27 protein-coding genes are annotated in these 24,282 nt (G+C 62.7%); 17 read left to right on the top strand and 10 right to left on the bottom strand.

Annotation, left to right across the window (positions count from 1 at the left end):
• Nucleotides 1–85: 85 nt before the first annotated feature.
• From mltG to gmk, 3 genes are all read left to right on the top strand, one after another.
• Nucleotides 86–1,306, top strand: coding sequence for an endolytic transglycosylase MltG (gene mltG, locus NKI19_RS29300; RefSeq protein WP_352567438.1), 1,221 nt, complete (start codon nt 86–88; stop codon nt 1,304–1,306).
• A gap of 137 nt (nt 1,307–1,443) precedes the next feature.
• Entirely contained in the window at nt 1,444–2,334 is an 891-nt protein-coding gene (locus NKI19_RS29295) for a YicC/YloC family endoribonuclease (protein ID WP_352567437.1), read from the top strand.
• A gap of 33 nt (nt 2,335–2,367) precedes the next feature.
• On the top strand, nt 2,368–3,024 hold the full coding sequence (gene gmk / locus NKI19_RS29290; RefSeq protein ID WP_023719822.1) for a guanylate kinase: 657 nt from the start codon (nt 2,368–2,370) through the stop codon (nt 3,022–3,024).
• Here gmk and NKI19_RS29285 read toward each other — a convergent pair whose 3' ends face one another.
• From NKI19_RS29285 to lptF, 7 genes are all read right to left on the bottom strand, one after another.
• Nucleotides 3,025–3,318 (bottom strand): DUF1330 domain-containing protein, encoded by a 294-nt coding sequence (locus tag NKI19_RS29285; protein ID WP_352567436.1) that lies wholly within the window; start codon nt 3,316–3,318, stop codon nt 3,025–3,027.
• Between the two features lie 75 nt (nt 3,319–3,393).
• On the bottom strand, nt 3,394–4,233 hold the full coding sequence (rsmA, locus tag NKI19_RS29280) for a 16S rRNA (adenine(1518)-N(6)/adenine(1519)-N(6))-dimethyltransferase RsmA (RefSeq protein WP_352567435.1): 840 nt from the start codon (nt 4,231–4,233) through the stop codon (nt 3,394–3,396).
• Between the two features lie 67 nt (nt 4,234–4,300).
• The gene (gene pdxA, locus NKI19_RS29275) at nt 4,301–5,320 is read right to left on the bottom strand and encodes a 4-hydroxythreonine-4-phosphate dehydrogenase PdxA (protein WP_352471098.1); all 1,020 of its coding nucleotides are present in this window, start codon (nt 5,318–5,320) and stop codon (nt 4,301–4,303) included.
• 12 nt (nt 5,321–5,332) lie between these two features.
• Nucleotides 5,333–6,259: a peptidylprolyl isomerase gene (locus tag NKI19_RS29270; protein WP_352453231.1), complete on the bottom strand. Its 927-nt coding sequence runs from the start codon at nt 6,257–6,259 to the stop codon at nt 5,333–5,335.
• Between the two features lie 117 nt (nt 6,260–6,376).
• On the bottom strand, nt 6,377–8,794 hold the full coding sequence (locus NKI19_RS29265; RefSeq protein ID WP_352567434.1) for an LPS-assembly protein LptD: 2,418 nt from the start codon (nt 8,792–8,794) through the stop codon (nt 6,377–6,379).
• The gene (gene lptG / locus NKI19_RS29260) at nt 8,794–9,879 is read right to left on the bottom strand and encodes an LPS export ABC transporter permease LptG (RefSeq protein WP_023677695.1); all 1,086 of its coding nucleotides are present in this window, start codon (nt 9,877–9,879) and stop codon (nt 8,794–8,796) included. The genes NKI19_RS29265 and lptG overlap by 1 nt, the downstream gene beginning before the upstream one ends.
• Nucleotides 9,876–11,078: an LPS export ABC transporter permease LptF gene (gene lptF, locus NKI19_RS29255; protein ID WP_352567433.1), complete on the bottom strand. Its 1,203-nt coding sequence runs from the start codon at nt 11,076–11,078 to the stop codon at nt 9,876–9,878. Before lptF ends, lptG begins: the two co-directional genes overlap by 4 nt.
• A 354-nt stretch (nt 11,079–11,432) precedes the next feature.
• Between lptF and NKI19_RS29250 the strand changes: the two genes are divergently transcribed.
• The 5 genes from NKI19_RS29250 to NKI19_RS29230 all read left to right on the top strand — a co-directional run bounded on the left by NKI19_RS29250 (nt 11,433) and on the right by NKI19_RS29230 (nt 16,108).
• Nucleotides 11,433–12,599 (top strand): flavin-containing monooxygenase, encoded by a 1,167-nt coding sequence (locus tag NKI19_RS29250; protein ID WP_352454410.1) that lies wholly within the window; start codon nt 11,433–11,435, stop codon nt 12,597–12,599.
• A 73-nt stretch (nt 12,600–12,672) separates the two neighbouring features.
• Entirely contained in the window at nt 12,673–13,056 is a 384-nt protein-coding gene (locus NKI19_RS29245; RefSeq protein WP_352471101.1) for a VOC family protein, read from the top strand.
• Between the two features lie 49 nt (nt 13,057–13,105).
• Nucleotides 13,106–14,602 carry a leucyl aminopeptidase gene (locus NKI19_RS29240; protein WP_352567432.1) on the top strand — a complete coding sequence of 499 codons (1,497 nt, stop codon included), beginning with the start codon at nt 13,106–13,108 and terminating at the stop codon, nt 14,600–14,602.
• A 38-nt stretch (nt 14,603–14,640) separates the two neighbouring features.
• Entirely contained in the window at nt 14,641–15,090 is a 450-nt protein-coding gene (locus NKI19_RS29235; RefSeq protein ID WP_023719810.1) for a DNA polymerase III subunit chi, read from the top strand.
• A 91-nt stretch (nt 15,091–15,181) separates the two neighbouring features.
• Nucleotides 15,182–16,108 carry an aminoglycoside phosphotransferase family protein gene (locus tag NKI19_RS29230; RefSeq protein ID WP_352951264.1) on the top strand — a complete coding sequence of 309 codons (927 nt, stop codon included), beginning with the start codon at nt 15,182–15,184 and terminating at the stop codon, nt 16,106–16,108.
• A 28-nt stretch (nt 16,109–16,136) separates the two neighbouring features.
• Here the strand turns inward: NKI19_RS29230 and NKI19_RS29225 are convergent, their stop codons facing one another.
• On the bottom strand, nt 16,137–16,604 hold the full coding sequence (locus NKI19_RS29225) for a carboxymuconolactone decarboxylase family protein (protein ID WP_352567490.1): 468 nt from the start codon (nt 16,602–16,604) through the stop codon (nt 16,137–16,139).
• Nucleotides 16,605–16,689: 85 nt separating this feature from the next.
• On the opposite strand from NKI19_RS29225, the gene NKI19_RS29220 reads away from it, so the two are divergent.
• The 6 genes from NKI19_RS29220 (at nt 16,690) to NKI19_RS32930 (ending at nt 20,276) form a co-directional block, all read left to right on the top strand.
• Nucleotides 16,690–17,361, top strand: a complete 672-nt coding sequence (locus tag NKI19_RS29220) for a TetR/AcrR family transcriptional regulator (RefSeq protein ID WP_352567491.1) — start codon at nt 16,690–16,692, stop codon at nt 17,359–17,361.
• Nucleotides 17,362–17,365: 4 nt separating this feature from the next.
• Nucleotides 17,366–17,977: a hypothetical protein gene (locus NKI19_RS29215; RefSeq protein WP_352567492.1), complete on the top strand. Its 612-nt coding sequence runs from the start codon at nt 17,366–17,368 to the stop codon at nt 17,975–17,977.
• Nucleotides 17,974–18,822 (top strand): 23S rRNA (adenine(2030)-N(6))-methyltransferase RlmJ, encoded by an 849-nt coding sequence (locus NKI19_RS29210; protein ID WP_352567493.1) that lies wholly within the window; start codon nt 17,974–17,976, stop codon nt 18,820–18,822. The genes NKI19_RS29215 and NKI19_RS29210 overlap by 4 nt, the downstream gene beginning before the upstream one ends.
• A 124-nt stretch (nt 18,823–18,946) precedes the next feature.
• Nucleotides 18,947–19,399, top strand: coding sequence for a hypothetical protein (locus tag NKI19_RS29205; protein WP_352567494.1), 453 nt, complete (start codon nt 18,947–18,949; stop codon nt 19,397–19,399).
• Between the two features lie 125 nt (nt 19,400–19,524).
• Nucleotides 19,525–20,046 carry a sulfite exporter TauE/SafE family protein gene (locus NKI19_RS29200; RefSeq protein WP_502899353.1) on the top strand — a complete coding sequence of 174 codons (522 nt, stop codon included), beginning with the start codon at nt 19,525–19,527 and terminating at the stop codon, nt 20,044–20,046.
• An 8-nt stretch (nt 20,047–20,054) separates the two neighbouring features.
• Complete coding sequence (locus tag NKI19_RS32930) at nt 20,055–20,276, top strand: hypothetical protein (RefSeq protein WP_502899352.1); 222 nt, start codon at nt 20,055–20,057, stop codon at nt 20,274–20,276.
• A gap of 39 nt (nt 20,277–20,315) precedes the next feature.
• Here NKI19_RS32930 and NKI19_RS29195 read toward each other — a convergent pair whose 3' ends face one another.
• Complete coding sequence (locus NKI19_RS29195) at nt 20,316–20,951, bottom strand: TetR/AcrR family transcriptional regulator (protein ID WP_352567495.1); 636 nt, start codon at nt 20,949–20,951, stop codon at nt 20,316–20,318.
• Nucleotides 20,952–21,014: 63 nt separating this feature from the next.
• Here NKI19_RS29195 and NKI19_RS29190 point away from each other — a divergent pair, with 63 nt between their 5' ends.
• The 3 genes from NKI19_RS29190 (at nt 21,015) to NKI19_RS29180 (ending at nt 23,526) form a co-directional block, all read left to right on the top strand.
• A complete protein-coding gene (locus NKI19_RS29190; protein ID WP_352567496.1) occupies nt 21,015–21,545 on the top strand; it encodes a DinB family protein in 531 nt (176 codons plus the stop codon).
• 480 nt (nt 21,546–22,025) lie between these two features.
• Nucleotides 22,026–22,442 (top strand): hypothetical protein, encoded by a 417-nt coding sequence (locus NKI19_RS29185; protein WP_352567497.1) that lies wholly within the window; start codon nt 22,026–22,028, stop codon nt 22,440–22,442.
• A gap of 487 nt (nt 22,443–22,929) precedes the next feature.
• Entirely contained in the window at nt 22,930–23,526 is a 597-nt protein-coding gene (locus NKI19_RS29180) for a glutathione S-transferase family protein (RefSeq protein WP_352567498.1), read from the top strand.
• 77 nt (nt 23,527–23,603) lie between these two features.
• Here the strand turns inward: NKI19_RS29180 and NKI19_RS29175 are convergent, their stop codons facing one another.
• The gene (locus NKI19_RS29175) at nt 23,604–24,254 is read right to left on the bottom strand and encodes an outer membrane protein (protein WP_292662341.1); all 651 of its coding nucleotides are present in this window, start codon (nt 24,252–24,254) and stop codon (nt 23,604–23,606) included.
• Nucleotides 24,255–24,282 lie beyond the last annotated feature (28 nt).

Here is a 24,282-nt window from a genome sequence, read left to right as displayed (position 1 = left end):
CCGGTTTCCGTCTGCCGTCAATTTTGCCATATTCGCCCCTACTCTGCCCGAGGGGATTCGTCGCAAGATCAATTGGTAGGGCGCTATGAACACAAATCCGGCCGATAACGGGGAATTCGGGCAACGGGCAGCAACGCCCGGCCCGATCGTGCCGAAGACGGCCAGCGAGGCGTTGCGGCCCGAGGCCGGCACGCCGCCGCCGAAGCGCTCGCGTGCCTCGCGCAGCCAGTTCGTCGTGTTCATGAACTTCGTCATCTCTTCGGTGATGCTGATGGTCCTGGCGGCGGGCGTTGCGCTGTATTTCGGCAAGCAGGAGTTCAACGAGCCCGGCCCGTCGGCCAATGGCGACACTTTCCTGGTCAAGCCGAATAGCGGCGTCCAGGAGATCGCCGACCAGCTTGAGCGGCGAGGGCTGATTAGCGACGCCCGCATTTTCCGCCTTGGCGTGCGCGCCTTCGGCAATGATTCCGCCCTGAAGGCCGGCGAATACGAGATCAAGCCGCAGGCGTCGATGCACGACATCATGGAACTGCTGAAAAGCGGCAAGTCGGTGATGTATTCGCTGACTATCCCCGAGGGGCTGACGGTCGAGCAGGCGCTGCAACGGATCGCCGAGCAGGACGCGCTGACCGGCGACATGCCGTCGACCACTCCACCTGAGGGCAGCCTCGCCACCGACACGCTGCGCTTCACCCGCGGCGCAACACGCCAGCAGATGGTCGACAAGCTTCTGGCCGACCAGAAGAAGCTGGTCGACGAAGTCTGGCAGCGCCGAGCGCCGGATCTGCCGATCGCCAACGTTGAGGATTTTGTCACCCTGGCCTCGATCGTCGAGAAGGAGACCGGCAAGGGCGATGAACGCTCGCGCGTAGCCGCCGTCTTCCTCAACCGGCTGGCCAAGGGTATGCGACTGCAGTCGGATCCAACCATCATCTACGGCCTGTTCGGCGGCAAGGGCAAACCCATCGACCGCCCGATCTATCAGTCGGACATCCAGAAGCCGACGCCCTACAATACCTATCTGATCAACGGCTTGCCGCCGACGCCGATCGCCAATCCCGGCCGTGCGGCGCTGGAGGCCGTCGCCAATCCGTCGAAGACCAGCGATCTTTACTTCGTCGCAGATGGCAGCGGCGGGCACGTCTTTGCCTCGACGCTCGATGAGCATAACGAGAATGTCGCTCGCTACCGGGCACTGCTGAAAAAGCAGGCGCAGGACGCCGCCAAGGCCGGGGCAACCAACACCGGGGCCGACACGCCGGCGGGAGCCATCGTTGACGATGCGGGCGCCACCGCCGCCCAGTAGGGCCGGACGCCATCAGGTTGGCCCTGTGCATGTCCGGGTGGATGTGCAAGGGCTGCTATGGCATTGAAATTCACGTGATCCTGTCCGGAGAAATCGCTCCGGCTTGAAGGGCATTCGGCAAAGGGACGCACGGCTACATGAACTTGCAGAGCATGACGGGTTTTGCGCGCAGTGTCGCCGAACACGACGGCACTTCGATTGCCTGGGAAGCCAAGTCCGTCAACGGCAAAAGCATCGAGGTCAGGCTGCGGCTGCCGCAAGGTTTCGACCGGCTGGAGCCGGCCGTCCGGCAGACGGTACAAAAGCGTTTTGCGCGCGGCAATTTCCAGATGACGCTGACCATTGGCCGCGCCGCCGGCGCGCAAGCGCAACCCGTGGTCAACGAGGCTTTCCTGAAGGATCTGGCGGGGTTGGCCAAGCGGCTGCAGGAGCAGTTTGGAGTAGCCCCTCCGGGGGCCGACGGGCTGCTTGCGCTGCGCGGCGTCCTCGACATTCCCGAAACCATCGAAACCGAAGAGGCGCGCAGTGCGCTCGATACCGCGATACTGTCGGCGCTGGAAACTGCACTGAGCGGGCTGCAGCAGGCGCGCCAGAGCGAAGGTGCCGCGCTTCGTTCCCTGCTGTCCGGCCATATCGATGCCATCGAGGCGCTGACGCTGCGGGCCGAGGCCGATCCATCACGCGAACCGGCCACGATCCGCGAAAGGCTCGCCGAGCAGATCCGCCTGTTGATGGACGCGTCTGCCAACCTGGACGCCAGCCGGCTGCATATGGAAGCGGCGTTCCTGGCCACCAGGGCCGACATACGCGAGGAAATCGACCGGCTGAAGACGCACGTGGTGTCGGGGCGGGCACTGCTCGCCGGCGGTGGCGCCATCGGCCGCAAGCTCGATTTCCTGGCACAGGAATTCAACCGCGAATCGAATACGCTGTGTTCCAAGTCGAATGCTGCCGCGGTCACCGCCATCGGGCTGGAACTGAAGGCGGTCGTCGACCAGTTTCGCGAACAGGTCCAGAATCTGGAATGATCCCGATGCCAAGCCACATGACTGCCAAGCCCCATGACCACTAGGGATGTGGGTTCCCGCATTCGGCGCCGCGGGCTGATGCTGGTCTTGTCGTCGCCGTCAGGCGCCGGCAAGTCGACGATTGCGCGCAACCTGCTGGAGAGCGATTCCAGCCTCGAATTGTCGGTCTCGGTCACCACGCGGCCACGCCGCGGCAGTGAGATCGAGGGCGTCCATTATCACTTCCGCACCATGCGCGAGTTCGAGCGGCTGCGCGATTCGGACGCGCTGCTCGAATGGGCCGAGGTGCACGGCAATTGCTACGCGACGCCGCGCGAGCCGGCTGAACAGGCGCTGGCCGAAGGCCGCGACATGCTGTTCGACATCGACTGGCAAGGCGCTCAGCAGCTCAAGGAGAAGATGCGCGCCGATATCGTCTCGATCTTCATCCTGCCGCCGTCGATGAAGGAATTGAAGGCGCGGCTGAAGCGTCGCGCCGAGGACCAGGAAGCGGTGATCGAGACGCGGCTCAAGAACGCCCGCAACGAGATCGAGCACTGGAAGGAATATGATTTCGTCATCGTCAACGACGATCTCGACCGCGCTTTCGCCGAGGTGCGCGGCATCGTCACGGCCGAACGGCTCAGACGCGATCGCCGGCCGGGCCTCTTCGATTTCGTCTCGGGGCTGCTCGACGAAAAGACGGATTGATCAAGGCGCTGTCCCCGCGACCAGGATCAGATTGCGGCTGAGCGCGGCGTCGCGTAGTTCCAGTGCCGCGGCATATTCTGGGGAGCGGTACCAACGCCGCGTCGTGTCCATGTCGGGGAATTCCACGATGATCAGCGGCCCGGGAGACCAGTCGCCTTCCAACATTTCCACCTCGCCGCCGCGTACCAGATAGCGCCCGCCATGCTGGGCGATGGAGGCAGCCGCGCGGATGCGATAAGCTTCGATCGCCTCTGCGTCGCGGATCGTGACGTCGGAAATGACATAGGCGGCCATTGCTTGTCTCCGGGCAGGTTTGTCCGGCTATCTATGGCCGTGAGAGCGGAAATTCCACGCAGACGCGTCCCGGCATCACACCGCGTTGGTCAGGCGAACGAACTCCTCGACGCTCAGCGTCTCGGCGCGCCTGGTCGGATCGATGCCGGCACGGGCAAGCAGCGCCTCGCCGCCGAGGCTTTTCACGCTCTGCCGCAGCATTTTCCGGCGCTGGCCAAACGCCGCTTCGGTGACGCGGCTGAGCCGTTTCACCTCTGCCGGCAAGGGGCTGGCGCGCGGCACCAGATGCACCACCGAGGACGTCACCTTGGGTGGCGGCGTGAACGCCTGCGGCGGCACGTCGAAGGCAATCCTCGCCTCCGTCCGCCAGCCTGCCAGCACGCCGAGCCGACCATAGGCATCGCTGCCGGGGCTGGCTGCAATGCGTTCGGCGACCTCGCGCTGGAACATCAGTGTCATCGATGTGTAGAAGGGCGGCCACTCGGTAACGGTCAGCCAGCGGATCAGCAATTCGGTGCCGATATTGTAGGGCAGGTTGGCAACGATTTTCGCCGGCCCGCCGCTTCCCGGCACTCCTTTTGCAAGCGCTGCAAAATCAGCTTTCAGCGCATCGCCGGCTACGATCTCTAGCCGGCCCGGATAGTGGTTCGCGATCTCGGCCAAGGCCGCCAGGCAGCGCTCATCGCGCTCGATGGCGACGACCCGCCGGGCGCCGTTGAGGAGCAGGGCCCGGGTCAGCCCGCCCGGACCGGGACCGACCTCGATAACCGTAACGTCGCTCAGGTCGCCGGCGGTTCGCGCAATCTTGCTTGTCAGGTTAAGGTCGAGCAGAAAATTCTGGCCCAGCGCCTTTTTCGCCTGCAGCCCATGGCGCTCGATCACCTCGCGCAGTGGCGGCAGGCCGTCTATGCTCATCGGGCTGGGCTCATCAGGCGGGCTCATCGGGTTAAGGCCATCGAATATGGCTGATTGGGCTCAGGGCCTACGGCCTTTTCCCGGTATCGGCAAGAACGCGAGCGAGTTTCAGCGCTGCAATCAGGCTGCCGGCACGGGCGATGCCCTTGCCGGCGATGTCGAAGGCGGTGCCGTGGTCGGGCGAGGTGCGGACGAAGGGCAGGCCGAGCGTGACGTTGACCGCCTCGTCAAACGCCAGCGCCTTGGCCGGGATCAGCGCCTGGTCGTGATACATACAGAGCGCCACGTCGTAGCCGGCGCGGGCGCGAGCATGAAACAGCGTGTCGGCCGGCAACGGCCCGAAGGCGTCGATCCCTTCCTGCCTCAGCCGGTCGACCGCCGGGCGCACGATCCGCTCGTCTTCGGTGCCCATGGTGCCGCCTTCGCCGGCATGCGGGTTGAGGCCGGCAATGGCGAGCCGCGGCTTGGCAATTCCGAAGCGGTTCGCAAGGTCGGCGGCGGTGATGCGGCCGGTGGCGACGATAAGGTCCGTGGTCAGCGCTTTCGGCACCTCGGCCAGCGCGATGTGGATGGTGACCGGCACGGTGCGCAGGTCCGGTCCGGCAAGCAGCATCACCGGTATCACTTCGGTGCCGGTGTGAAGCGATGCCAGATGCGCCAGATATTCGGTGTGGCCGGGAAAGCGAAAGCCGGCGTCGTAGAGCGGCTTCTTGGCAATGGGGCAGGTGACGACTGCGGCGGCGCGGCCGGCCAGGCAGTCGGCAACTGCGCGGTCGATCGCCTCGATGATGCCGGCGGCGTTGGCTGGATCCGGGCGGCCGGGACTGTCGACGAAACGGGCAGCAAGCGCCACCACCGGCAGCGCGCGCGAAAACACCCCCGGCGCTAACGCCGGCGTCGTCTCGGCAATCGCGATATCGGTGCCGAGCCTGTGCGCTCGCGCGGCAATCAGTGCCGGATCGGCAAGGAGATAAAATGACGGAACGCCAGCGCTTTCGCGGGCCTGCCAAGCAGCGATGGCGATGTCCGGCCCCACGCCGGACGGATCGCCGACGCTCAACGCCAGCGGAAGCTCTGCGTCAGCCACGGCGCGTCGACTTCAGCGCTCGATTATGCGGGCTTTCTTCCGCAACTCCTCGACATATTTCTTCGAGAGTTCGTCGGCGTTCTTGTCGCTCGAACCTTCACTCTGGAACACCATCTGCGCGGCTTTGTCGTCTGACACTTCGCGCGACGAGCAGATGCCGATGAATTCGACACCGCGGTCGGTTTCGCGCGTCGTGGTGGCGCCGCCGACCTTTGTAGCCTTTATCTGCTCGGCCCAGTCCGCCGGCAATTGCGGCGCCAGCACCCGGCCGAGATCGCGAACGGTGACATCGATCAGGCCCTTGGCGAATTCGCGCGTGGTGTTGCAGCCGTTGAAGCGGGCGCGCATAGCGTCGGCTTCGCGTTTGCGCTTGGCCAGCGTCGCACTGCGCTCGGCCGCCGGCACCACGAAGATGACCTGCTGCAGCATGTACTCTGTGGCGCTCGGTTTGCTGCCGCCTTTTTCGAGCATGCGCTTGACGAGGTCCTGCTCGCTCATGGCGCCGCCGCCGTCGCTGGAACGGTGACGCGCCGTCAGCGCCTGGTTCCAGGCCATCTGCGCCCGGATAAAGTCCTTGAAATGCTCCTTGGTGACGCCGGATTGCGCCATCGCGCCGTCAAGCTGCTTGAGCGGCATCTTGTTGCTGGTGGCGAAACGCTGATAAGCGGCATCGACCTGCTCGTCGCTGATGCGGATGCCGAGCCGCCGGGCTTCGGCCAGGCGCAGCGTCTGGTCGATCATTTCCTGGCCGGCATCGCCCTTTCTGTGCTGCAGGCGCAGGAAAGCGGCCCGATGCTGGATGTCGCCGGTGGTGATCGGTATATTGTTGACGACGTATTTGATCTCGGTGGCGAAAACTGGCCGTGTCACCGCGGTGGTCGAGAACGCCACCAGCAGCGCGAACCCTGCCGAAAAGAGGTATTTCCTCATCGAAAGCATCCCAATTCCATCCCGATTCAGCCGAACCTATCCCAGTTCAGGCCGTCAAAATTCGTGCCTGCTCTATGCGGCGAAACAATGTCGTCCGCCAGCCGCCCCGTTGCCGACCGCTGCCCGTTATTGAATGGTGTCGATGGAGCGTTGCGACGAGCCGAAATCGCCGAGCGTGCGGAACGACAGGTTGAAGCCGACGTTCTGCGATACTTCCTTGGTGTTCAGGTCACGTCTTTCCGAAAACGTCATCAAATAGGTAAAGCACGAATCACTATAGGCAAAGCCGACCCCGTCCTTGACCAGAACGCTCTGCTCCAGATCATATGTGCCGGTGCCAAAGACGCGCCAATTCTCGGCAAGATGTGTCGAGGCGCCGAGCGTAACCTCATGGCGATCGGTTGAGAAGCCATAGAGTGGCTGCGCCTGGATGAAGGCGTATTTGGCGCTCAGCGATACCGGCAGGCCTGAAAAGGCGGCCTTTACCTCAGCGCGGCGGATCTCGAAGCTTTGCTCGTCGAAACGGCCGCTGACCGAGCCGGAAAACCCGCTGGGGCTGTTGAAGCCGACAAGGCCGACATAGTCGGAGGTTGCAGTTTCAAGGCCTGAATAGGCGCCGACATTGACCAGGTCCGGCGTGCCGAACGAGTTCTGGCCGCCCAGCTGGTAGGATTGGCCGAACACCGCATTGGTGCCCCAGCCATTGTCATATGCGCCGGAATAGCGCAGCCCGACATTGGCGCGTGTGCCGCCTTCCATGCGGTCATAGCCCGAGAATTTGTCGCGCTCGAACAGCGTCGTGGCGTCGAAGACGAAGCTCTGGGCGTCCTCGTTGGGGACCGCCAGCCCGCCGACATATTGCTCGTTCGGACGCATGAATACCTGCGCCATCGGTTCGAAGACATGGCTGGAACTGGTCATCGAAAACAGCACCGGCCAGCGCATCTCAAGGCCGGCGGTCGCCATGTAGCGGGCAAGCGATGAACGCATATCGTCCTCGACGCCGAGATTGGTCGCCATCTGGTTGACGGCGTCGAGCGAGGCCGAGGAAGCGTTGACGTAGCCGGCGTCGCCGCGCAGCGCCAGCAGCGGTGTCAGCAGCAGCCCGCCATCGGTGGTGAAGGTGCGCTTCCATTCGGCTTCCGCGGTAAGGCGCCCGGATTGACCGTCGATGCCGCGGACGTTGTTGACGGACGAAGGGATGCCCGAATTTGCAAGAGCCGTATCGAGCCTGTCGCGGTCAATGACCCGCGCGTTGACGTCGAACGACAGCTGCCCGCCGGCCACCGGCATGTCGGGGATATAGGCGTAGTCGAGCGAGGGTGGCACCCAGGGCTGCTTGGCGGCGCGTGCAGTCGGATCGCTGGCGAGCGTGTCTTCCTGAACCTCGAAGTGCATGGCGCGCACGTCGAAGTAATTGCGATCGTTGAGCCCCGTCAGGTACACCTCGGAGCGGTGCACGCTATCGTTGAAGCCATCGATGTCGTAGGTGCGCGCGAAATTCTTGTCGCTCTGCAGCAGGATGTCCCAGCCGAAGTCCCAGCGCGGGTTGATGGCGAACTGGCCCTGGGTGCCCATCATGCCGCGGAACCTGTTCGGGTCGCCTTCGGTACCCGAATTCACGTTGTGGCCATTGTCGTCGATGAAGGCGTCGGGATTCTCCTGCCGGATGCCCGCAATCTTCAGGCTGTACTGACCGTTGTTGAAGCGCTGCCTCCACTCGGCCTCACCGAGGAAACCTTGCTTGGTATAGCCGCTGCCAGTGACAGTGAGATCGTAGGTCGGCGAGAGCGCGAAATAATAGGGGACTTTAACACCGACGCCGAGATCGCTCTTGTAGGCGACGCCGGGGATCAGGAAGCCGCTCTTGCGCTTGACCGTTGGGTCGGCGATCTCGAAAGCCGGCAGATAGGCCAGCGGAAAGCCGAAGAACTCGAAATTCGAGTTCTCGAAGCGAACCGTCTTCTTCTCGCCGTTCCAGATGATCTTCCTGGCCTTGATACGCCAGGTCGGCGCTTTGTCGGGCTTGTCCTCGCACGGCTCGCAGGCGGTGTAGACGCCATTGTGGAACGTCGTCAGCACGCCGCCCATGCGCTCCGCGCTTTCGGCGGCGAAATACGCCTTGTCTATGGTCTCGACCCGCAGCGCGTTGACGAAGCCGTCGGCGAAATCGTCAGTGATGTCGGCATGTTGCGAATAGATTTTGGTGCCGTCGCTATTGACGAGTTCGACATTGCCGCTGGCGACGAGGCGTTTGGTGTTGCGGTTGTATTCGACCCGCTGGGCGACGAGACGGTTGCCGCCGTAGTCGATCTGGACGCCACCGACGGCCGTCACTGTCTGCTTGTCGTTGTCGTAGACCAGCGTATCGGCTGCCAACAGCATCTGCGTGCCGCTCGGAACCTTCGTTGCCAGCTCACTGACGTCCTGGGCGAAAGCCGGAGCAACCGGGGCGGCGCTGGCAAGCAGGCATGCCAAGGCGCTCGCCGCAGAGAGGCGTGCCAAACCGGCGTGCCTATGGCTGCGCAAAACCGCCTCCCTCACTAGCCGTCTTCCTTGTATAGCAGGAATGTCACCCCGAAGAACATAGCCACGACAACCGGGACCCAAGCCGCTACGGCCGTGGGTACGAATCCCGCTACGCCGAATGCCTTGACCAGCACCGAAACGACATAAAGCAGAAACCCGGCCACGATGCCACCCAGAATCATCGTTGCCGACTGCCCCATCCTCGCAAATCGCATTGATACCGTTGCCGCAATCAGCGTCATCGCGACAAGCAGGAACGGCAGCGCAATCAGGGAATTGAACTGCATGGCGAAGGCATTTGCCTTGAGGCCGAAGGAGCGGGCCACTTCGATCTTGCCGGGCAGATCGTAGAAGGGAATGGTCTCAGGGCGCGCCAACCGCTCTTGCACGAATTCCGGCTTGAGATTGGTCGGCAGCCGATCGCTGGGTAACGACTGGATGGTACCGTCCCGGAACACCTTGACGTCCTGCAATTCCCAGTAGCCGTCCCGCAAAAAGGCGCGCGCCGCATCCTTGCGCTCGATGATGTCGCCTTGCGGGCTGAAGCTGAAGAAGACCGCGTCGGCCATCTCCAGGCCTTGATTAAGAATGGCGCGCGCGCCGATGATGGTATCGCCGGCGTTGGTTTTCTGCCTGATCCAGGGCGCAGCATCGGCCGAGACGCTGTTCGACTTGCCCGAACGGAGCTGGGTCTCGATCTCCTCGGACCAGGAATAGGCGTGCGCGGCTACCGGATTGATGACGCCGACCGACAAGGCTCCAAACAGCAGCGCCCCGATGCAGCACGGCAGCAGGAATTGCCATGCGGAAACCCCGGCGGAACGGGCAATGACCAATTCGTATTTGCGGTTGAGCGACACCAACGTCGCCATCGCCGAGAACAGGCCGACGAACGGCACCGTCTGCAGCATGATCATCGGCATCCTGAGCCCCGAAATGGCGAACGCAGTTGCGTAGGTGAAGCCCGGCACGCCAGTCGTGCGGCCGGAAAGCTCGGTGAAATCGATCAGGAACACCAGCGCCAAGAGGCCGATGAAGAACCAGATGGTGATCGTCACATAGCGAAAGAAGAAGTACCGACCCAGAGTCCAGCCCATCAGCCGGCTCCCTGTCCGGATGCGCCACGCCCGGCAAAACGGAGCTTGATGGCGCTCCAGCCGTCACTGAAGCGGCCGGCAAGATTGGTTATCCAATCGGCCCAGGCAACCGGCAGTTCCATGGTCCGGTTGGAAACAATGAACCAGATGGCGATCGCCGATGCCACGATCGGGACGCCGTAGACCATATAGGCATATTGCGGCACCTTGTCGGCCTTGCCGGCGGCAAAGAACCCGAGCCAGCGCACGAACAGCGCGATCGCGATTGCCGTGATCAGCGGGTGCACACGCGCCTCGCGATGCGAGCGCGCATCTCCGGCAACGGCGAGCGCGATCAGCGCGAAGACGAGCGAATAGGACCACTCGGAAAAACGCTGGTTGAGCTCGGCCAGGTACCTGTTCGGCTTTTGCTGGTACATCTTGTCGTTCGGACTGGGATTGAGCAGATACTGGGTCGTCCGGTCCTTCGGCAAAAGCAGGATATCAGATGATGCCGACATGAAAGCGGACAAGTCGAAGGCGTAGGAGGTGAACCGGATCACCGAGAGGTCGCCGGTCATGGTTTTGCGATGGATGACGCCGTCATTCATCATCAGCACCTTCTCGTCGCCGCGTTCGATGATGCTGCCGGTCTTGGCGTAGTAGACGAGATTGACGCCTTCTTCGCGCGAATCGGCGACGAAGATGCCGCCGAGGCGGTTGTCGGGAAGCCGTTCGCCAACCTGCAGGAACAGGCCGTCGTCGATCTTGCGGAAGGTGCCTTCCTGGATGATCAACGACAACAGATCGGCACGCGATGACGCAATCAACTCGCGGTTCTTCTGGCGTGCGTAAGGGTCGACGCCATTGTCGACGGCGAAGGAAAAAACGCTGGCTGCAAGTGCCAGAAGCATGATCGGCCTGACGATGGTCCAGCGTGAAGCGCCGGCGGCATTGATGACGGCCAGCTCCGAATCAGAATTCATCACGCTGAGGATCTGGGCGACCGCGACCACCAGGGCGAACGGCACGACGATCGGAACGATCGTCGGGATGATCAGCGCTGCGACTTCGAAGAAGGTGAGGGCCGACTGACCGCTATCGGTGACGAGGTCGATGCGGGCGAGCACCTGAGTCGTCCAGACGATCGCCAGCGTCCAGACGAGCGCCAGCGCGAATACCGCGAAAGCACGGCGCATGATGTAACGTTCAACGACCTTCATGAAGGCTTTTCTCGGCGATTTCGAACGGCATCATGCCTTGGAACAAGGTAGTCGTCCGGCGCCGGCTGCACAACTGGCTCAGTTTGGCGGTTCGATCTGGGTTCTGTCCCGGATCGCAAATTCCGCTGGGCCGGAGTGTCGGCGGCAATGGATAAGAAAGGGCGAACATTGTTGGTTAACAACAGGTTGCGGCGGGAAGCGGGGCCGTGCCGCGACGAATCGTGGATGGTTCGATATCGCATATGGGAGCGATTTCGGCCAAAGTCTTGTCAAATGCGGCAAAACGACCAAATGTCGCGCCGGTCGCGACCGCCGCGGCGTGATAAGACGGGTCAGGATCTGTTGAGCCCCAGCATGGAAGCGGAAAAATTGCGCGGTCAAACCGGTCGGGAAGCGGTCTTTGACGGCGCGATCGTGGTCGGGGCCGGCGCGGCCGGCCTTGCCGCCGCCCACGCCTTGATGAAGGCCGGCGTACCGACGCTCGTCCTGGAAAAGGAGAGCCGGCTTGCCGAACCCTGGCATCGGCGGCACCAGCGGCTGCACCTCAATACGCATCGCGATCTCTCGACGCTGCCCGGCGTCGGCTATCCCGCAGGCACCCCGGCTTTTCCGCATAAATCGGCCGTCATTCGCCATCTGAACGATTTCAGCCAGGCGCATGGTCTGCCGGTCGCATTCGGCGTTGCCGTTGAAGAGATCACGTTCGATGGCGATCACTGGACCGTGCGGACGAACGCCGGACGTCGTCTGGCGCGTCATGTCGTCGTCGCGACCGGGCGCGACCGGCAGCCGTTTATTCCTGCGTGGAAAGGCATGAAGGATTTTGCAGGCCGGATTATCCATTCGGCCGATTTTGGCGAGGCGAAGGACTACGTCGGCAAAAGGGTGCTGGTCGTCGGAGCCGGCAATTCGGGGTTCGACGCACTCAACCATCTTGCGAATGCAGATGCCCAAAGCATCTGGCTGTCGGCCCGCAACGGCCCGTCGCTGCTGCCGAAACGCATCGGCAAGGTCGCCGTCCACAGGCTTTCACCGTTGATGGCGAGCTTGCCGGTGCGGCTGGCCGATGCGGTGATGGCGACAACCCAGCGCCTGGTTTTCGGCGACCTGACGAAATTTGGGCTTCCGCCGGCTCCCACAGGCGGTGCCAGCCGTCTGAGCGCCGACTACACCGCGATCGCAGCCGATGACGGCGCGGTTCGCGCCATAAAGGCAGGCACGATCGTGGTGGTGCCACCATTGCGGGAATTTACCCAAGACGGCATCGTATTGAATGACGGCAGGTTGATCACGCCCGATATCGTCATTGCGGCGACCGGCTATCGCACCGGTCTGGAGCAGATGTTCGGCAAGCTCGGCGTTCTCGACGGCAAGGGCGTTCCGCTTTTCAACGGCGGCGATGCCGATCCGAAATTGCCCGGTCTGTGGTTTACCGGCATGCGGCCGAGCATTCGCGGTTGTTTCGCTAACGCCCGCATTCAGGCCAGAGCGATAGCGGCGCGGATTGTCAAGCAGCGATGATGAGCCGGACTATGCCGACTGTTCCGCCCGCAATAGACACGCCTTGTTGAAAGGTGCTCGAACCGAAAGGTCAATGGTCATGACGCCAGTCAGCATTCGCTACATGGTCGATGATGTCGCCGCCTCGATCGACTTCTACTGTGGACATCTGGGCTTCGCTGTTGAACAGGACGCGCGACCGGCTTTTGCTTCCGTGACACGCGGCGCTTTACGGCTCCTTCTAAGCGGCCCCGGCAGTTCGGGTGCACGGGCGATGCCGGATGGCCGGCAGCCGGTGCCGGGAGGTTGGAATCGCATCCTGTTGGTGGTGCCGGACCTGAAAGAAGAGGTTGCGCGCCTCAAGAGTGCTGGACTTGTCTTTCGCAACGATATCATAACGGGCGTCGGCGGTTCCCAGACGCTGCTCGAAGATCCATCGGGCAATGTTATCGAGCTGTTTCAACCCGCCGCTCACTGACGAACGTTTCTCGCAATAATCCAACTCACTTCCCCGAAAGCAGGACATGATGAATTCGAGACCCTCGATCGCCTTTGCCAAATTCGCCGCGCCCAAAAAAGGCAGCGTTTTCGTTCTGGTGACCGACGAGGGCGGCCTCAGCGATGCCGCCAGGGCTTGCGATCCGGCAAAGACCCTCGAGCGGGCTTTTCCGGTCGCCGACTTCACCGGCAAATTCGCCAGCCTGGTCGAAGTGCTGGCACCGGAAGGGACATCGATCGAGCGGCTGGTGGCGGTCGGTGCCGGCAAGAGCTCCAATCTCGATGATTACGCCTGGCTGAAGCTCGGCGGCACGATTGCCGCATCCTTTCGCAAGGCAACCGAAGTGGCCGTCGTGCTCGATCTTCCCGGTGCGGCCGTCAGCGGCAGGCAAGCCGTTCAGCTTGCAGCGGGCATCCTGCTGCGCAGCTATTCCTTCGACAAATACAAGACCAAAAAGAACAATGGTGACGACAGGCGCGAGCCAAAAAAGCCGGTCAAGGTGACTATTCACACCGCCGATCCGGCAGCTGCAAAGAAGGCCTTCGCCGATGAAGCGGCGGTGATCGACGGCGTCTTGCTGGCGCGCGATTTGGTCAATGAACCGGCCAATGTTTTGGGACCGGTGGAATTCGCCGCCCGCATCGCCGAACTGGAGGCGCTCGGCGTCACGGTCGAGATCCTGGCCGAGAAGGAGATGAAGAAGCTCGGCATGGGTTCGCTGCTGGGCGTAGCGCAGGGTTCGCCGCGTGGCGCCCGCATCGCGGTCATGCGGTGGGACGGCGGCAAGGCCAAGGAAAGCCCGGTCGCCTTCGTCGGCAAGGGCGTCACCTTCGACACCGGCGGCAATTCGATCAAGCCGGCGTCGGGCATGGAGGACATGAAGGGCGACATGGGCGGCGCTGCTGCCGTCACCGGCCTGATGCACGCGCTGGCCGCGCGCAAGGCGAAGGTCAATGTCGTCGGCATTGTCGGGCTGGTTGAAAATGCCGTCGACGGCCACGCTCAGCGACCCGGCGACATTGTCACCTCGATGTCGGGTCAGACTATCGAAGTGCTCAATACCGACGCCGAGGGCCGCCTGGTACTGGCCGATGCGCTCTGGTACTGCAACGACCGCTTCCAGCCGAAATTCATGATCAATCTGGCGACGCTGACCGGCGCCATCATGGTCGCGCTCGGCCAGCATTATGCCGGCCTGTTCTCCAACAATGACGAGTTGGCGGACCGGTTGACGGCGGCCGGACAGGCGACGCAGGAGCGGGTGTGGCGCATGCCGCTCGGTGCCGAATACGACAAGCTGATCGATTCCAAGAATGCTGACATGAAGAACATCGGCGGCCGCCATGGCGGCGCCATTATCGCCGCGCAGTTCCTGCAGCGCTTCGTCAAGGACACGCCCTGGGCGCATCTCGACATCGCCGGCACCGCGATGGGCGCGCCTTCCAACGAGATCAACCAGTCATGGGCTTCCGGCTTCGGCGTCAGGCTGCTCGACCGGCTGGTGCGCGATCATTACGAGCAATGAGCGGCTGGGGCGGGACTCCGACAATGTAGACTGAACGCATGGCCGAGATTCTGTTTTATCACCTGACCGAATCGACGCTGGAGGATGCGTTGCCCGGCCTCCTGGAGCGCAGTATCGATCGCGGCTGGCGTGCCGTGGTGCAGACCGGCACCGAGGAACGGCGCGACGCGCTGGACCAGCATCTGTGGACTTTCCGGGACGATTCATTCCTGGCCCACGCAACGGATCGCGAAGCCCATCCCGCCGAGCAGCCGGTGCTTCTGACCGTCGGCCCTGACAATCCGAACCAGGCGCAGATACGCTTCCTGGTCGATGGGGCGGTGCCGCCGGAGCTTGGCGGCTACCAGCGCGCCGTGTTCCTGTTCGACGGTCACGATGCAGCCCAGCTAGAGGCGGCACGCACGCACTGGAAGACAATGAAGGAGGCCGGCCACACCGTGACCTACTGGCAGCAAACGCCCGACCGGCGCTGGGAACGCAAGGCTTAGAGAATTTGCCGGCAAGGGAATCACTGGCGCCGCAAGAGTGCGACGACAAAAAGATGGACCGCCGGCTATTCAGAAGACCGGAGCAAGCCCGATGCCGCCCGATGAACGAACGCCAGGCATGCCGATAGATGCCGCACTTGTTCGCCGGCTGATTGCCGCGCAGTTCCCCAAATGGGCGGACCTGCCGGTAGAGACGGTCGAGCCTGGCGGCTGGGACAACCGCACGTTCCGGCTGGGCGACAGCATGTCGGTGCGGCTGCCGAGCGCTGCCGCCTATGTCGCCCAGGTCGAGAAGGAGCATCGCTGGCTGCCCCGCTTGGCGCCTCACCTGCCTCTGCCGATACCCGTGCCGCTGGCCAAAGGCGCGCCCGGGGAAGGCTATCCATGGCCTTGGTCCGTCTATCGCTGGCTTGGCGGCAGACCGGCGGCTGGTGGACTGATTGCCGATCTTACTGAGTTCGCCCGTTCGCTGGCCGGCTTTCTGGTGGCGCTCTACCGGATCGACGCTGCCGACGGGCCACCGGCAGGGCAGCATAATTTCCACCGCGGTGGCCGGCTTTCGGTCTACGACGCCGAGACCCGAGCCGCGCTCTCGGCGCTCGGCGGCCGCATCGACAAGGCCGCCGCCGAGGCCGTGTGGGCGACGGCCCATGCCGCGCGCTGGCAGGGGCCGCCGGTCTGGGTCCATGGCGACGTCGCCTCGGGCAATCTGCTCGTCGAAGATGGCAAGCTCTGGGCGGTCGTCGATTTCGGCAGTTCGGCTATCGGCGATCCTGCCTGTGACCTGGTGATTGCGTGGACGGAATTTTACGGCGAGAGCCGCCAGGCGTTCCGCGACGCCATTGCCCTTGATGAGCACAGCTGGGCGCGCGCACGGGGCTGGGCGTTGTGGAAGGCGCTGATCGTCGCTTCGGGACATGACGGCAACCAGCGCGAGGCGGAAAAATCGTGGCGGGTTATCAATGAGGTGCTGGCGGATCATACAAACAGTCGGAGCGGGATGGCTAATTCAGTCTGAACGCATCCAGCTCTAACAACGAAAAGCATTACTGCCCGCCCATCTCCTTCTTGAATGTATCGAAATCGACCTGCATGCCGTTGAAGATGGTGCTCCAATGGCGGGTCAGCGCTGAAACGGCGACCGCCTCCTGGATCTCCTCGTCGGTGGCGCCGGCCCGCTTGGCGTCCTGCATGTCCGACCAGATACAGTAGTTGCACGGGATTTGCGCTGCCACCGCCAGCGAGATCAGCGACTTGACCTTCGGCGGCAGCGCCGTCTTGTCGCTGAGCTGGATGGCCTTGACCTCGGCCCATGCACCGGGCAGACCGGCTTTCGGGAACTGCTTTACGAAACCGGGCACCCCGCCCATGGTCGACTGGATGTCCTTGACGGTTGCGTCATACTCATCGGCATAAGAAGGGGCTGCAGCCAAGGTCAGCACACAGGCGGCGGCGAGCAGGCAGGCGCGGCGGATGGAAGAATGCGTTGATGAAAGAGTACGATAGACAGACATGACGTTTTCCTCTGGTTTTTGCTAACCTTACGATGTAAGGTAATGTCGAAAATGAACCTTACAGTGTAAGTTGTCAAGCGGCACCATGGACACATCGATCAAAAAAAAGCGGCCCCGTGGCCGGCTGTCTCGCGAGATGATCGAGGATGCCGCTTTGAAGGTGATCGAGAGCGAGGGCCTCGCCGGTTTTTCGATGCGCAAGCTGGCGACTGCACTCGGCTGCGAGGCGATGAGCATCTATCACCACTTTCCTTCGGCGGCGCATCTCTTCGAAGCCTTGGTGGATCGGCTGATCGGCTCCCTCGAAATGCCCGACGCGGACCTACCTTGGCGACAAAGGTTGCGCATCGCCGTGCAGGATTTCCGCCGCGTCGCGCGTGAGCACCCGGCTTTCGCCAGCTTCTTCGTCACCTACCGGATGAACTCGCCGACCTGTCTCGCTTGGCTGAACGGCATCCTTGGCCTGTTCGAGGCCGGCGGCTTCGGACCGGAACTTGGTGCGCGGCTGTTCCGCACCACCGGCTATTATCTGATGGGTGCCATCCTCGACGAGACTGCCGGCTATGCGAAGGGGCCTTCGGCCGTGACCACTGTCAGCGATGAGCAACTGGCGCAGGATTTTCCAAAAGTAGCTGCGGCCGGGCGTTATTTCGGCACCGCCGAATTCGACCGGACGTTTGATCTCGGCCTTGACATGCTCCTGGACGAAATGGAACGCGCCCGCGACGGCACCAGCGCGCCGAACACCGGGTCTTGACCTCATGCGCTCTCTGTTCGCCCTGATTCTGCTCATCGGTACCGGCATCGGCGTCGTCTATCCCTGGGCGATGACCAATTTCTCCGGCCGTGAGATCGGCACCTGGCGGGTTTACGACCAGGGCCGGTTCAAGCCGGTGACGGTGGCCCTGAGCGCACGCGACGGGCCGCTACGCGTGCTGGTCGATCTTACGGCAAGAGCCGAGCGCATCGTCTCGCAGCAGCGCACTGTGTTGACCCTGACTGCCGCCACCGGCGGCAGGACGGTGCTCGCCTCGACGTTGCAGTTCAACCATTCCGACAATCCGCGCCAGGTCAGTCCGCAACTGCCGGACAGGATCTTTCGCGATGAAGCCGGACTGATCCCGACCGTTACCGCCGGCCCCTACATCTTCACCGTCGGTCCGGGCGACGCCGAGGGCATTCCGATGCGGGCCGTCGACCTCGTCCTGCGCTCGGGTGCCGGCGAGGTCGACCGCCGGGCGCGGCCGGTCGGTTTTTCCCTGATGGCGGCCGGCCTGGCCGGGCTGGTGCTGGCATTCCGTTTCGGCGGCCGCCGGCCGGAAAATCCTAACTCGCAGCCGCCACCGCCGCGCTGGGGCAGGGGCTCCAATTGAACTATCGCCACGCCTACCATGCCGGGAACTTCGCCGACGTCGTCAAGCATGTCGTGCTCAGCCGGTTGATCGAATATCTGAAGCTGAAGGACAAGGCGTTTCGGGTCATCGACACCCATTCCGGAATCGGCCGCTACGATCTGTCCTCGACCGAAGCGCAAAAGACCGGCGAATGGCAAGGCGGCATCGGCCGGCTCGTCGATGTGGCCCTTGATGCGCCGGCGGCAGCACTGCTGTCGCCGTATCTTGAAGCCGTCCGTTCGTTCAATCCGGACGGCGGCGTGAAAAAATACCCGGGTTCACCGCTGATCGCCCGGCACCTGATGCGCAACCAGGACCGGCTGTCGGCGGTCGAACTGCACCCCAAGGATGCTGCCAGGCTGAAGGCGCTGTTCGACGGTGACTTCCAGACCCGGGTGATCGAGCTTGACGGCTGGCTGGCTCTCGGCGCGCATCTGCCGCCAAAGGAAAAGCGCGGCCTCGTGCTGATCGATCCGCCTTTCGAGGAAGAGGGTGAGTTCGGTCGCTTGGTCGACGGGCTGCAAAGAGCCCATCGGCGCTGGCCAGGAGGGATTTACGCATTGTGGTATCCACTCAAGGACCGCAGGGCGGTCGCCGCCTTCCGCAAGGCGCTGAAGCAGACGGGCATTCCGAAGCTGCTCGATATTTGTTTTGAGATCAGGCCGGCATCCGTCGAGCCGAGCCTCGACGGCTGCGGCATGGTGGTGGTCAATCCGCCCTTCACGCTGGAAGGCGAGTTACGGACGCTGCTGCCGGCGCTGCACCGGCTGCTTGCAGTCGAGCAGCCGTCGCATTGGACGCTGGACTGGCTGGCGGGAGAGTAGTTTGAGATGCGGCCCTGCCGTTCAGACAGCGCAACAATCGTCACCACAACCATGGTCGCTACAACCGCTTGACCGCGCGTCAGCGAATCCGCACAGTGCGCGCAGTCGACCTTGAGAGGCTGCCATGACTCGCTTCGCCCAATCCGCCCTTGCCGCACTGCTCGCCTTGTGCACGCCGTTGGCCGCACCACTTGGCGTCACCCAGGCAGTCCAGGCGGCCGACCTTGCAATCTATACCGACGAGGATAGCGGCGTCTGCGGCGAGGCCTGGGTCCTGGACAAGATCACCGACCGCTTCTCCTATCAGGTGCATCACGTGCCGCATCTGCCCGATGTGCAGATCGTCGACTTCCAGCGTATCCACCAGCATCGCTATCTGCCGGCCGACGACACCTGGCCGATCGGCCGCCGTTATTGCGGTGCCACCGTCAGCCTCTCCGACGGCCGCGCCCGCACCATCTGGTACCTGATCGAAGAAGGCCAGGGCTTTGCGTCGATCGGTGACAATGTCGAATTCTGCGTCTCGGGCTTCGACCGTTGGATGGTCTATAACGGCCGCTGCCGCGTCCTGCGCTGAACGCGCACTCGCTGATTCCGACTTTTTAGCACCGGCCACCTGATCGACCGTCACCGTTTCCATGCGGCGCAGCATTCGCGGGAAGCGCGATCTGCTGTCACGAGTTTGCGGGAAAACAGCACTACATGGATTCGCTTGTTTATACTGTTGCTCTCGGCGCGGTCGTTGCTGGCTTCGTCCAGGGGCTGTCAGGGTTCGCCTTCAGTCTGGTTGCCATGTCGTTTTGGGTTTGGACCGTTGAGCCCCAGCTTGCTGCTGCCATGGCGGTCTTTGGGGCGCTCACCGGCCAGATCATCGCTGCCGTCACCGTCCGCCGCGGTTTCGACCTCAAGCTTCTGCTGCCCTTCCTGATCGGCGGGGCCATAGGGATTCCGGTCGGTGTCGCCGTCCTGCCCTTGCTGGATGTGCAGTTGTTCAAGTTGGTCTTCGGTGCGCTGCTGGTCGTTTGGTGTCCCTTGATGCTCTTTGCGCGTCGCCTCCCTCCCATCACGGTCGGAGGTCCTGTTGCAGACGGTGCGATAGGTTTGGTCGGCGGCATCATGGGTGGGCTTGGCGGCTTCACCGGCCCGGTCCCAACGCTGTGGTGCGTGCTGCGCCAATGGAAAAGGACAGGCAGCGCATTGTCATCCAGAATTTCAACCTTGTGACCCTCTCCATGACGATGGCCGCCTATCTTGCGGCCGGAAAGATCAAGCTCGAAATGCTGCCGATGTTTGCCGTCGTCGCGCCGGCGATGTTGATACCGACACTGCTTGGCGCGAGACTCTACATCGGCGTTAGCGAGGCGACTTTTCGAAAGATCGTCCTCACGCTCTTGGCCGCATCAGGTGCAGCATTGTTGGCATCGTCCTTGCCGCACCTCATGAGCCGGTTTTGAACGACGCACAGAAATCCCCGACTTCCGCCGTGCCATGCGCTATCGACCGATGCGGCCCGCTCCCGATAGGTAGGCGCAGATCAGTTCGACGAGTTGCTTTTGCAGCTCCGGCGCGGCGAGCATGTTCCGGCGTGCCGCGTTGTGGATCACACCTTCGATCGCCGACGACAGCACGCGCGCCACGGTCTCCATGTCGACGCCTTTCCTTGGCTTGCGATAGGCGGCGACGGCAGTCGCATAATGATTGAGGTATTGTGTTTGGAACGACGCATGGGCGGCCCTGGAGCGGCGATCGCCGGGCGCCTCGTCGAGCAGAACCTGGTGTAGTGTCGGGTGAATGCTGTGCGCCGTGATCATGCCGTGCACCAGCCCCTGCGCGAACTTCCTGAGCGGCTTTTGGTCTTCCGCCGAATTGCGAATGACCGACAGCACATGATCGAAGTGACGGCGCCGGACGGCTTCGAGCAGAGAAAGCTTGTCGGGAAAATACTGGTAGAGCGTGCCGATGCTCACGCCTGCCGTCTCGGCCACCTTGTTGGTGGTGAAGCCGGCCCAGCCCAGCCCGCTCAGAACATGAGCCGCCGCCTCGATGATCGCCTCGACGGTTGCCCTGGAACGCGCCTGGCGCGGCTGCTTGCGCATGCGCGGATGCGGTTTTGCAATGCGAGTAGACACGCCCGCCCGTTCTCCTGAAAATATAAACAACATACTCGCATTTCCGTGAGAAGGACACCGGCCATGAGTGCGCTCACTCTGCTTCGCAGCCTGTTTGCCTATCAGGCCTGGGCCAATGACGAACTGCTGGAAAAGCTGGCGAGTCTCGACCCGCATGTTCACGACAAGAAACGGCAGGCCGTGATACGGCTCGTCGATCACAGCCATGTGGTTTCGCGGATATTCTCGGCGCACCTGGTTGGTGCAAGCCATGACTATTCCGCCGACATCACCGAGGACACGCCGGCGTTCGACGAACTTCGCGCCGCGGTCGCGGCGACCGATCGCTGGTATCTCGATTATCTCGAAACCGTTTCGTCGCGGCAGCTGTCCGAGCCTGTCGCATTCGTGTTCACCGACGGGGATAAGGCATTGATGTCGCGACAGGAAATGCTGACCCACGTCGTACTGCACGGCGTCTATCATCGCGGTGAAGCGGGGCGCATCCTGGCGCAGATTTCCGTCATGCCGCCATGGGATACCTTTGCCGTCCATCTCCACAGGGCCGAGCCTTCGCGCCGGCTGCAGATGAGCCGTGAGCCGCTCGGCGCCTGAACGGCCAAGCGCTTCGGCTCGACCGAATCTATCGAGCGATATCCTCTCCTTCAGAAATGCGAGCTATCTGTTTACTTTCATCGCGTCGCGCAAGATAGTGCAGCGGCGTGCTCGTCGCGTTGCTTCCTACTTACCTGTAGTTTATCTTTCGGACAAGACGAGGCGGGCGACCGCCTTCGTTCTTGACAATGTTCGCGCTGAGCGTCGGACGTTGAAGCGCAAAGCTGGGCGAAAAGGTCCTGAGCTTGACGAGAAGACCGGTCGAGATAGAGCGACCAGAATTTCTGTCGCAGAACTTCGCTGCGGGGCACAAAGATTCGCAACCGATTTTCGCGCCGGTAAAATGGTCGCCCGCTCGCCGTAACCGAAACTTAAGCTGCAAAAATCATTCTAATGCTTCGCTGGCTAGCAAGCCGCGAGTCAGATATGCAATGCGCGCCGGGTCAATAACGGCCGTCGGCACAACGGAAGGGGCATGATATGGCTAAGCAGTCATCCAAAGCGCCGGCATCCAAGGCACCGGCAAAGTCACCGGCAAAGAAAGCACCAGCAAAAGCAGCCGCGGCAAAGGCCGCAACTGCTGTGAAGAAAGCAGCACCCGCTGCGAAAGCGAAGGCCGCTGCGCCTAAGGCAAAAGCAGCGCCGGCCAAAAAGCCGGCCGCCAAGGCCGCGGCAAAACCAGCCGTAAAGAAAGCAGCACCGGCCAAGGCCAAGGCTGCACCGGCAAAGAAGGCGGCACCGGCCAAGAAGCCGGCTGCAAAGGCCGTGGCGAAGCCCGCTGCGAAGAAGGCAGCACCGGCAAAGGCCGCCGCTGCGAAATCTTCTGCGGCAGTGAAGAAGGCAGCGCCCGCGGCCAAGCCGAAGGCAGCGCCCGCAAAGGCGAAGGCCAAGAAGTAGTCGCGGTCCTGCTACCGCTGGGGACAGTACTCAAGACAGCCAGGGCGGGATGCCGGACAGGCGCCTCGCTTCTTGGTTGACGGTCGGGCAGGACGAGAAAGAGGCGGGAGGAAGACGTCTTTTCGCAACTCCCAGGACTTCGCCATGCGGCGAAGTCCGGTGGGATGTTCGTGGCTGCCGAAAACCAACCTTCGGTGCAAGGCCGAGTTGGTAGTTGCTCGGATCTGGATTGTCCGACCTGCTCGCGTCTGCCGCCGCTCCTCCGGCTCATCGCATCCGAACGCGACACTATGGCTGCACGCTGGCGGCGCGGTTTTCCGCCTCTGGCCGTTGATGAACCCTGCATGATCGGTCAACAGTGCCCGCGCACGAGCCCCTGTCGGAATCGATTTTCGGTAAGGGTCATGCGCGAGGTCACAATGCTACCGCGTCCTTTTGCGCGTCCAACAGGACGTATGGAGCCGTAGCCGGCAAACAGGAATCAACAATGCCCAGACTGCTCTACGCGTCTACTTCTCCCTACAGTTCCAAGGTGCGCATGGCAGCACTTTATGCCGGCATTGCGGTCGATCTCGTGCCGATAAAGACCGAGGAAAGGCCGGCCGAACTGATCGGCGCCAATCCGCTCGGCAAGATCCCGGTGCTGGTGCTCGATGACGGCCGCTCGGTCCACGACAGCCGCGCCATCACCCAGCATCTCAACCGGATGTCGAAGAACGCATTGTTTCCGCGCAATCCCGACAAGCGCCTTGAGGCGGAGGTGCTGGAGGCATTGGCCGACGGCATCTGCGACTGCGCGCTGTCGATGGTCTATGAGCGGCGCACGCGGCCGGAAGAGATGGTCTACCAGCCTTGGCTCGAGCGCCAGTGGACGAAGATTTCGGCGGCACTCGATCTGCTCAACGCCAACCCGCCGAAGCTGCCGAAGAAAATCACCCTCGGCCAGATCGCATTGCGCGCCTGCCTCGGCTATCTCTCGCTGCGCTTCGCTGGAAAATGGGAAAAGGGCCGCGGCCGGCTGACGCGCTGGGCGGCACGCTTCGACGAGAAATTCCCGGAGCTGAAGCCGGCCATCCCGGCTTGAGGGCGGGCGGCCTTAAGCCGTGCTACAAAAAAAGCCGGGCGCGAGGCCCGGCTTTTTCGTGTCGTGGCTTGGACGACTTAGAACTTCATACCGACGCCGAAGGTGACGCGATTATCGGTCGACTTGACCTTGCCGATACCGTCGAAGTCCTTCCTGCCGAAGTCCGTGTAACGATACTCGACACGGCCGAACACATTGTCGGTGATCTTGATGTCGGTACCCACGCCGGCAGTCCAGCCAAACTGGGTGTTGGTGTCGCTGACGCCGGCAGCTTCAATCTTCTGGTTCTTCAGCGCGCCACCGGCGGTGCCGTAGAGCAGGATATCCGGGGTGACAGCGTAGCCGAGGCGGGCGCGCAGCGAGCCCTCGAAGCCACCCTTGGCCTCGATGCCGGCATCGTCGCCCTTGACGCCGTTGTAGCCGATGTCGGCTTCGGCACCGTAGACGAAGTTCTCCTGCTGCCAGTTATAGCCGCCGAAGACGCCGCCGACAAAACCCTTGGTGTCGACGTCGACGCCAATGTCTTTGGCTTTGGCATGGCCGGCGAAGCCGTAGCCGACGCTCACACCGGCATACGGACCGGCCCAGGATGCGACCGGAAGTTCTGCAATCGGGGCAGGTGCCGGCGGCTCTTCCTGAACCACGTCCGCGGCATAGGCGGTTCCGCCGAGGGCGAACAGCCCAAACGCCACCGCGAGCGGTCGCGCAAATTTAAGATTGGCTTGCATTGTTCTTTACTCCTTAAGCCACAGGACA

Source organism: Mesorhizobium sp. M0751 (assembly GCF_040320265.1).
GTDB lineage: Bacteria > Pseudomonadota > Alphaproteobacteria > Rhizobiales > Rhizobiaceae > Mesorhizobium.
The sequence above is the reverse complement of the archived record's forward strand: the minus strand, read 5'-3'. Positions and strand labels throughout refer to the sequence as shown.

Excerpts from the sequence above, each read along its gene's own strand:
- mltG (WP_352567438.1), top strand. The coding sequence starts at position 86 with ATGAACACAAATCCGGCCGATAACGGGGAATTCGGGCAACGGGCAGCA.
- NKI19_RS29295 (WP_352567437.1), top strand. The coding sequence starts at position 1,444 with ATGAACTTGCAGAGCATGACGGGTTTTGCGCGCAGTGTCGCCGAACAC.
- gmk (WP_023719822.1), top strand. The coding sequence starts at position 2,368 with ATGACCACTAGGGATGTGGGTTCCCGCATTCGGCGCCGCGGGCTGATG.
- NKI19_RS29285 (WP_352567436.1), bottom strand. The coding sequence starts at position 3,318 with ATGGCCGCCTATGTCATTTCCGACGTCACGATCCGCGACGCAGAGGCG.
- rsmA (WP_352567435.1), bottom strand. The coding sequence starts at position 4,233 with ATGAGCATAGACGGCCTGCCGCCACTGCGCGAGGTGATCGAGCGCCAT.
- NKI19_RS29270 (WP_352453231.1), bottom strand. The coding sequence starts at position 6,259 with ATGCTTTCGATGAGGAAATACCTCTTTTCGGCAGGGTTCGCGCTGCTG.
- lptF (WP_352567433.1), bottom strand. The coding sequence starts at position 11,078 with ATGAAGGTCGTTGAACGTTACATCATGCGCCGTGCTTTCGCGGTATTC.
- NKI19_RS29250 (WP_352454410.1), top strand. The coding sequence starts at position 11,433 with ATGGAAGCGGAAAAATTGCGCGGTCAAACCGGTCGGGAAGCGGTCTTT.
- NKI19_RS29245 (WP_352471101.1), top strand. The coding sequence starts at position 12,673 with ATGGTCATGACGCCAGTCAGCATTCGCTACATGGTCGATGATGTCGCC.
- NKI19_RS29240 (WP_352567432.1), top strand. The coding sequence starts at position 13,106 with ATGAATTCGAGACCCTCGATCGCCTTTGCCAAATTCGCCGCGCCCAAA.
- NKI19_RS29235 (WP_023719810.1), top strand. The coding sequence starts at position 14,641 with ATGGCCGAGATTCTGTTTTATCACCTGACCGAATCGACGCTGGAGGAT.
- NKI19_RS29230 (WP_352951264.1), top strand. The coding sequence starts at position 15,182 with ATGCCGCCCGATGAACGAACGCCAGGCATGCCGATAGATGCCGCACTT.
- NKI19_RS29225 (WP_352567490.1), bottom strand. The coding sequence starts at position 16,604 with ATGTCTGTCTATCGTACTCTTTCATCAACGCATTCTTCCATCCGCCGC.
- NKI19_RS29220 (WP_352567491.1), top strand. The coding sequence starts at position 16,690 with ATGGACACATCGATCAAAAAAAAGCGGCCCCGTGGCCGGCTGTCTCGC.
- NKI19_RS29215 (WP_352567492.1), top strand. The coding sequence starts at position 17,366 with ATGCGCTCTCTGTTCGCCCTGATTCTGCTCATCGGTACCGGCATCGGC.
- NKI19_RS29205 (WP_352567494.1), top strand. The coding sequence starts at position 18,947 with ATGACTCGCTTCGCCCAATCCGCCCTTGCCGCACTGCTCGCCTTGTGC.
- NKI19_RS29200 (WP_502899353.1), top strand. The coding sequence starts at position 19,525 with ATGGATTCGCTTGTTTATACTGTTGCTCTCGGCGCGGTCGTTGCTGGC.
- NKI19_RS32930 (WP_502899352.1), top strand. The coding sequence starts at position 20,055 with ATGACGATGGCCGCCTATCTTGCGGCCGGAAAGATCAAGCTCGAAATG.
- NKI19_RS29190 (WP_352567496.1), top strand. The coding sequence starts at position 21,015 with ATGAGTGCGCTCACTCTGCTTCGCAGCCTGTTTGCCTATCAGGCCTGG.
- NKI19_RS29185 (WP_352567497.1), top strand. The coding sequence starts at position 22,026 with ATGGCTAAGCAGTCATCCAAAGCGCCGGCATCCAAGGCACCGGCAAAG.
- NKI19_RS29180 (WP_352567498.1), top strand. The coding sequence starts at position 22,930 with ATGCCCAGACTGCTCTACGCGTCTACTTCTCCCTACAGTTCCAAGGTG.
- NKI19_RS29175 (WP_292662341.1), bottom strand. The coding sequence starts at position 24,254 with ATGCAAGCCAATCTTAAATTTGCGCGACCGCTCGCGGTGGCGTTTGGG.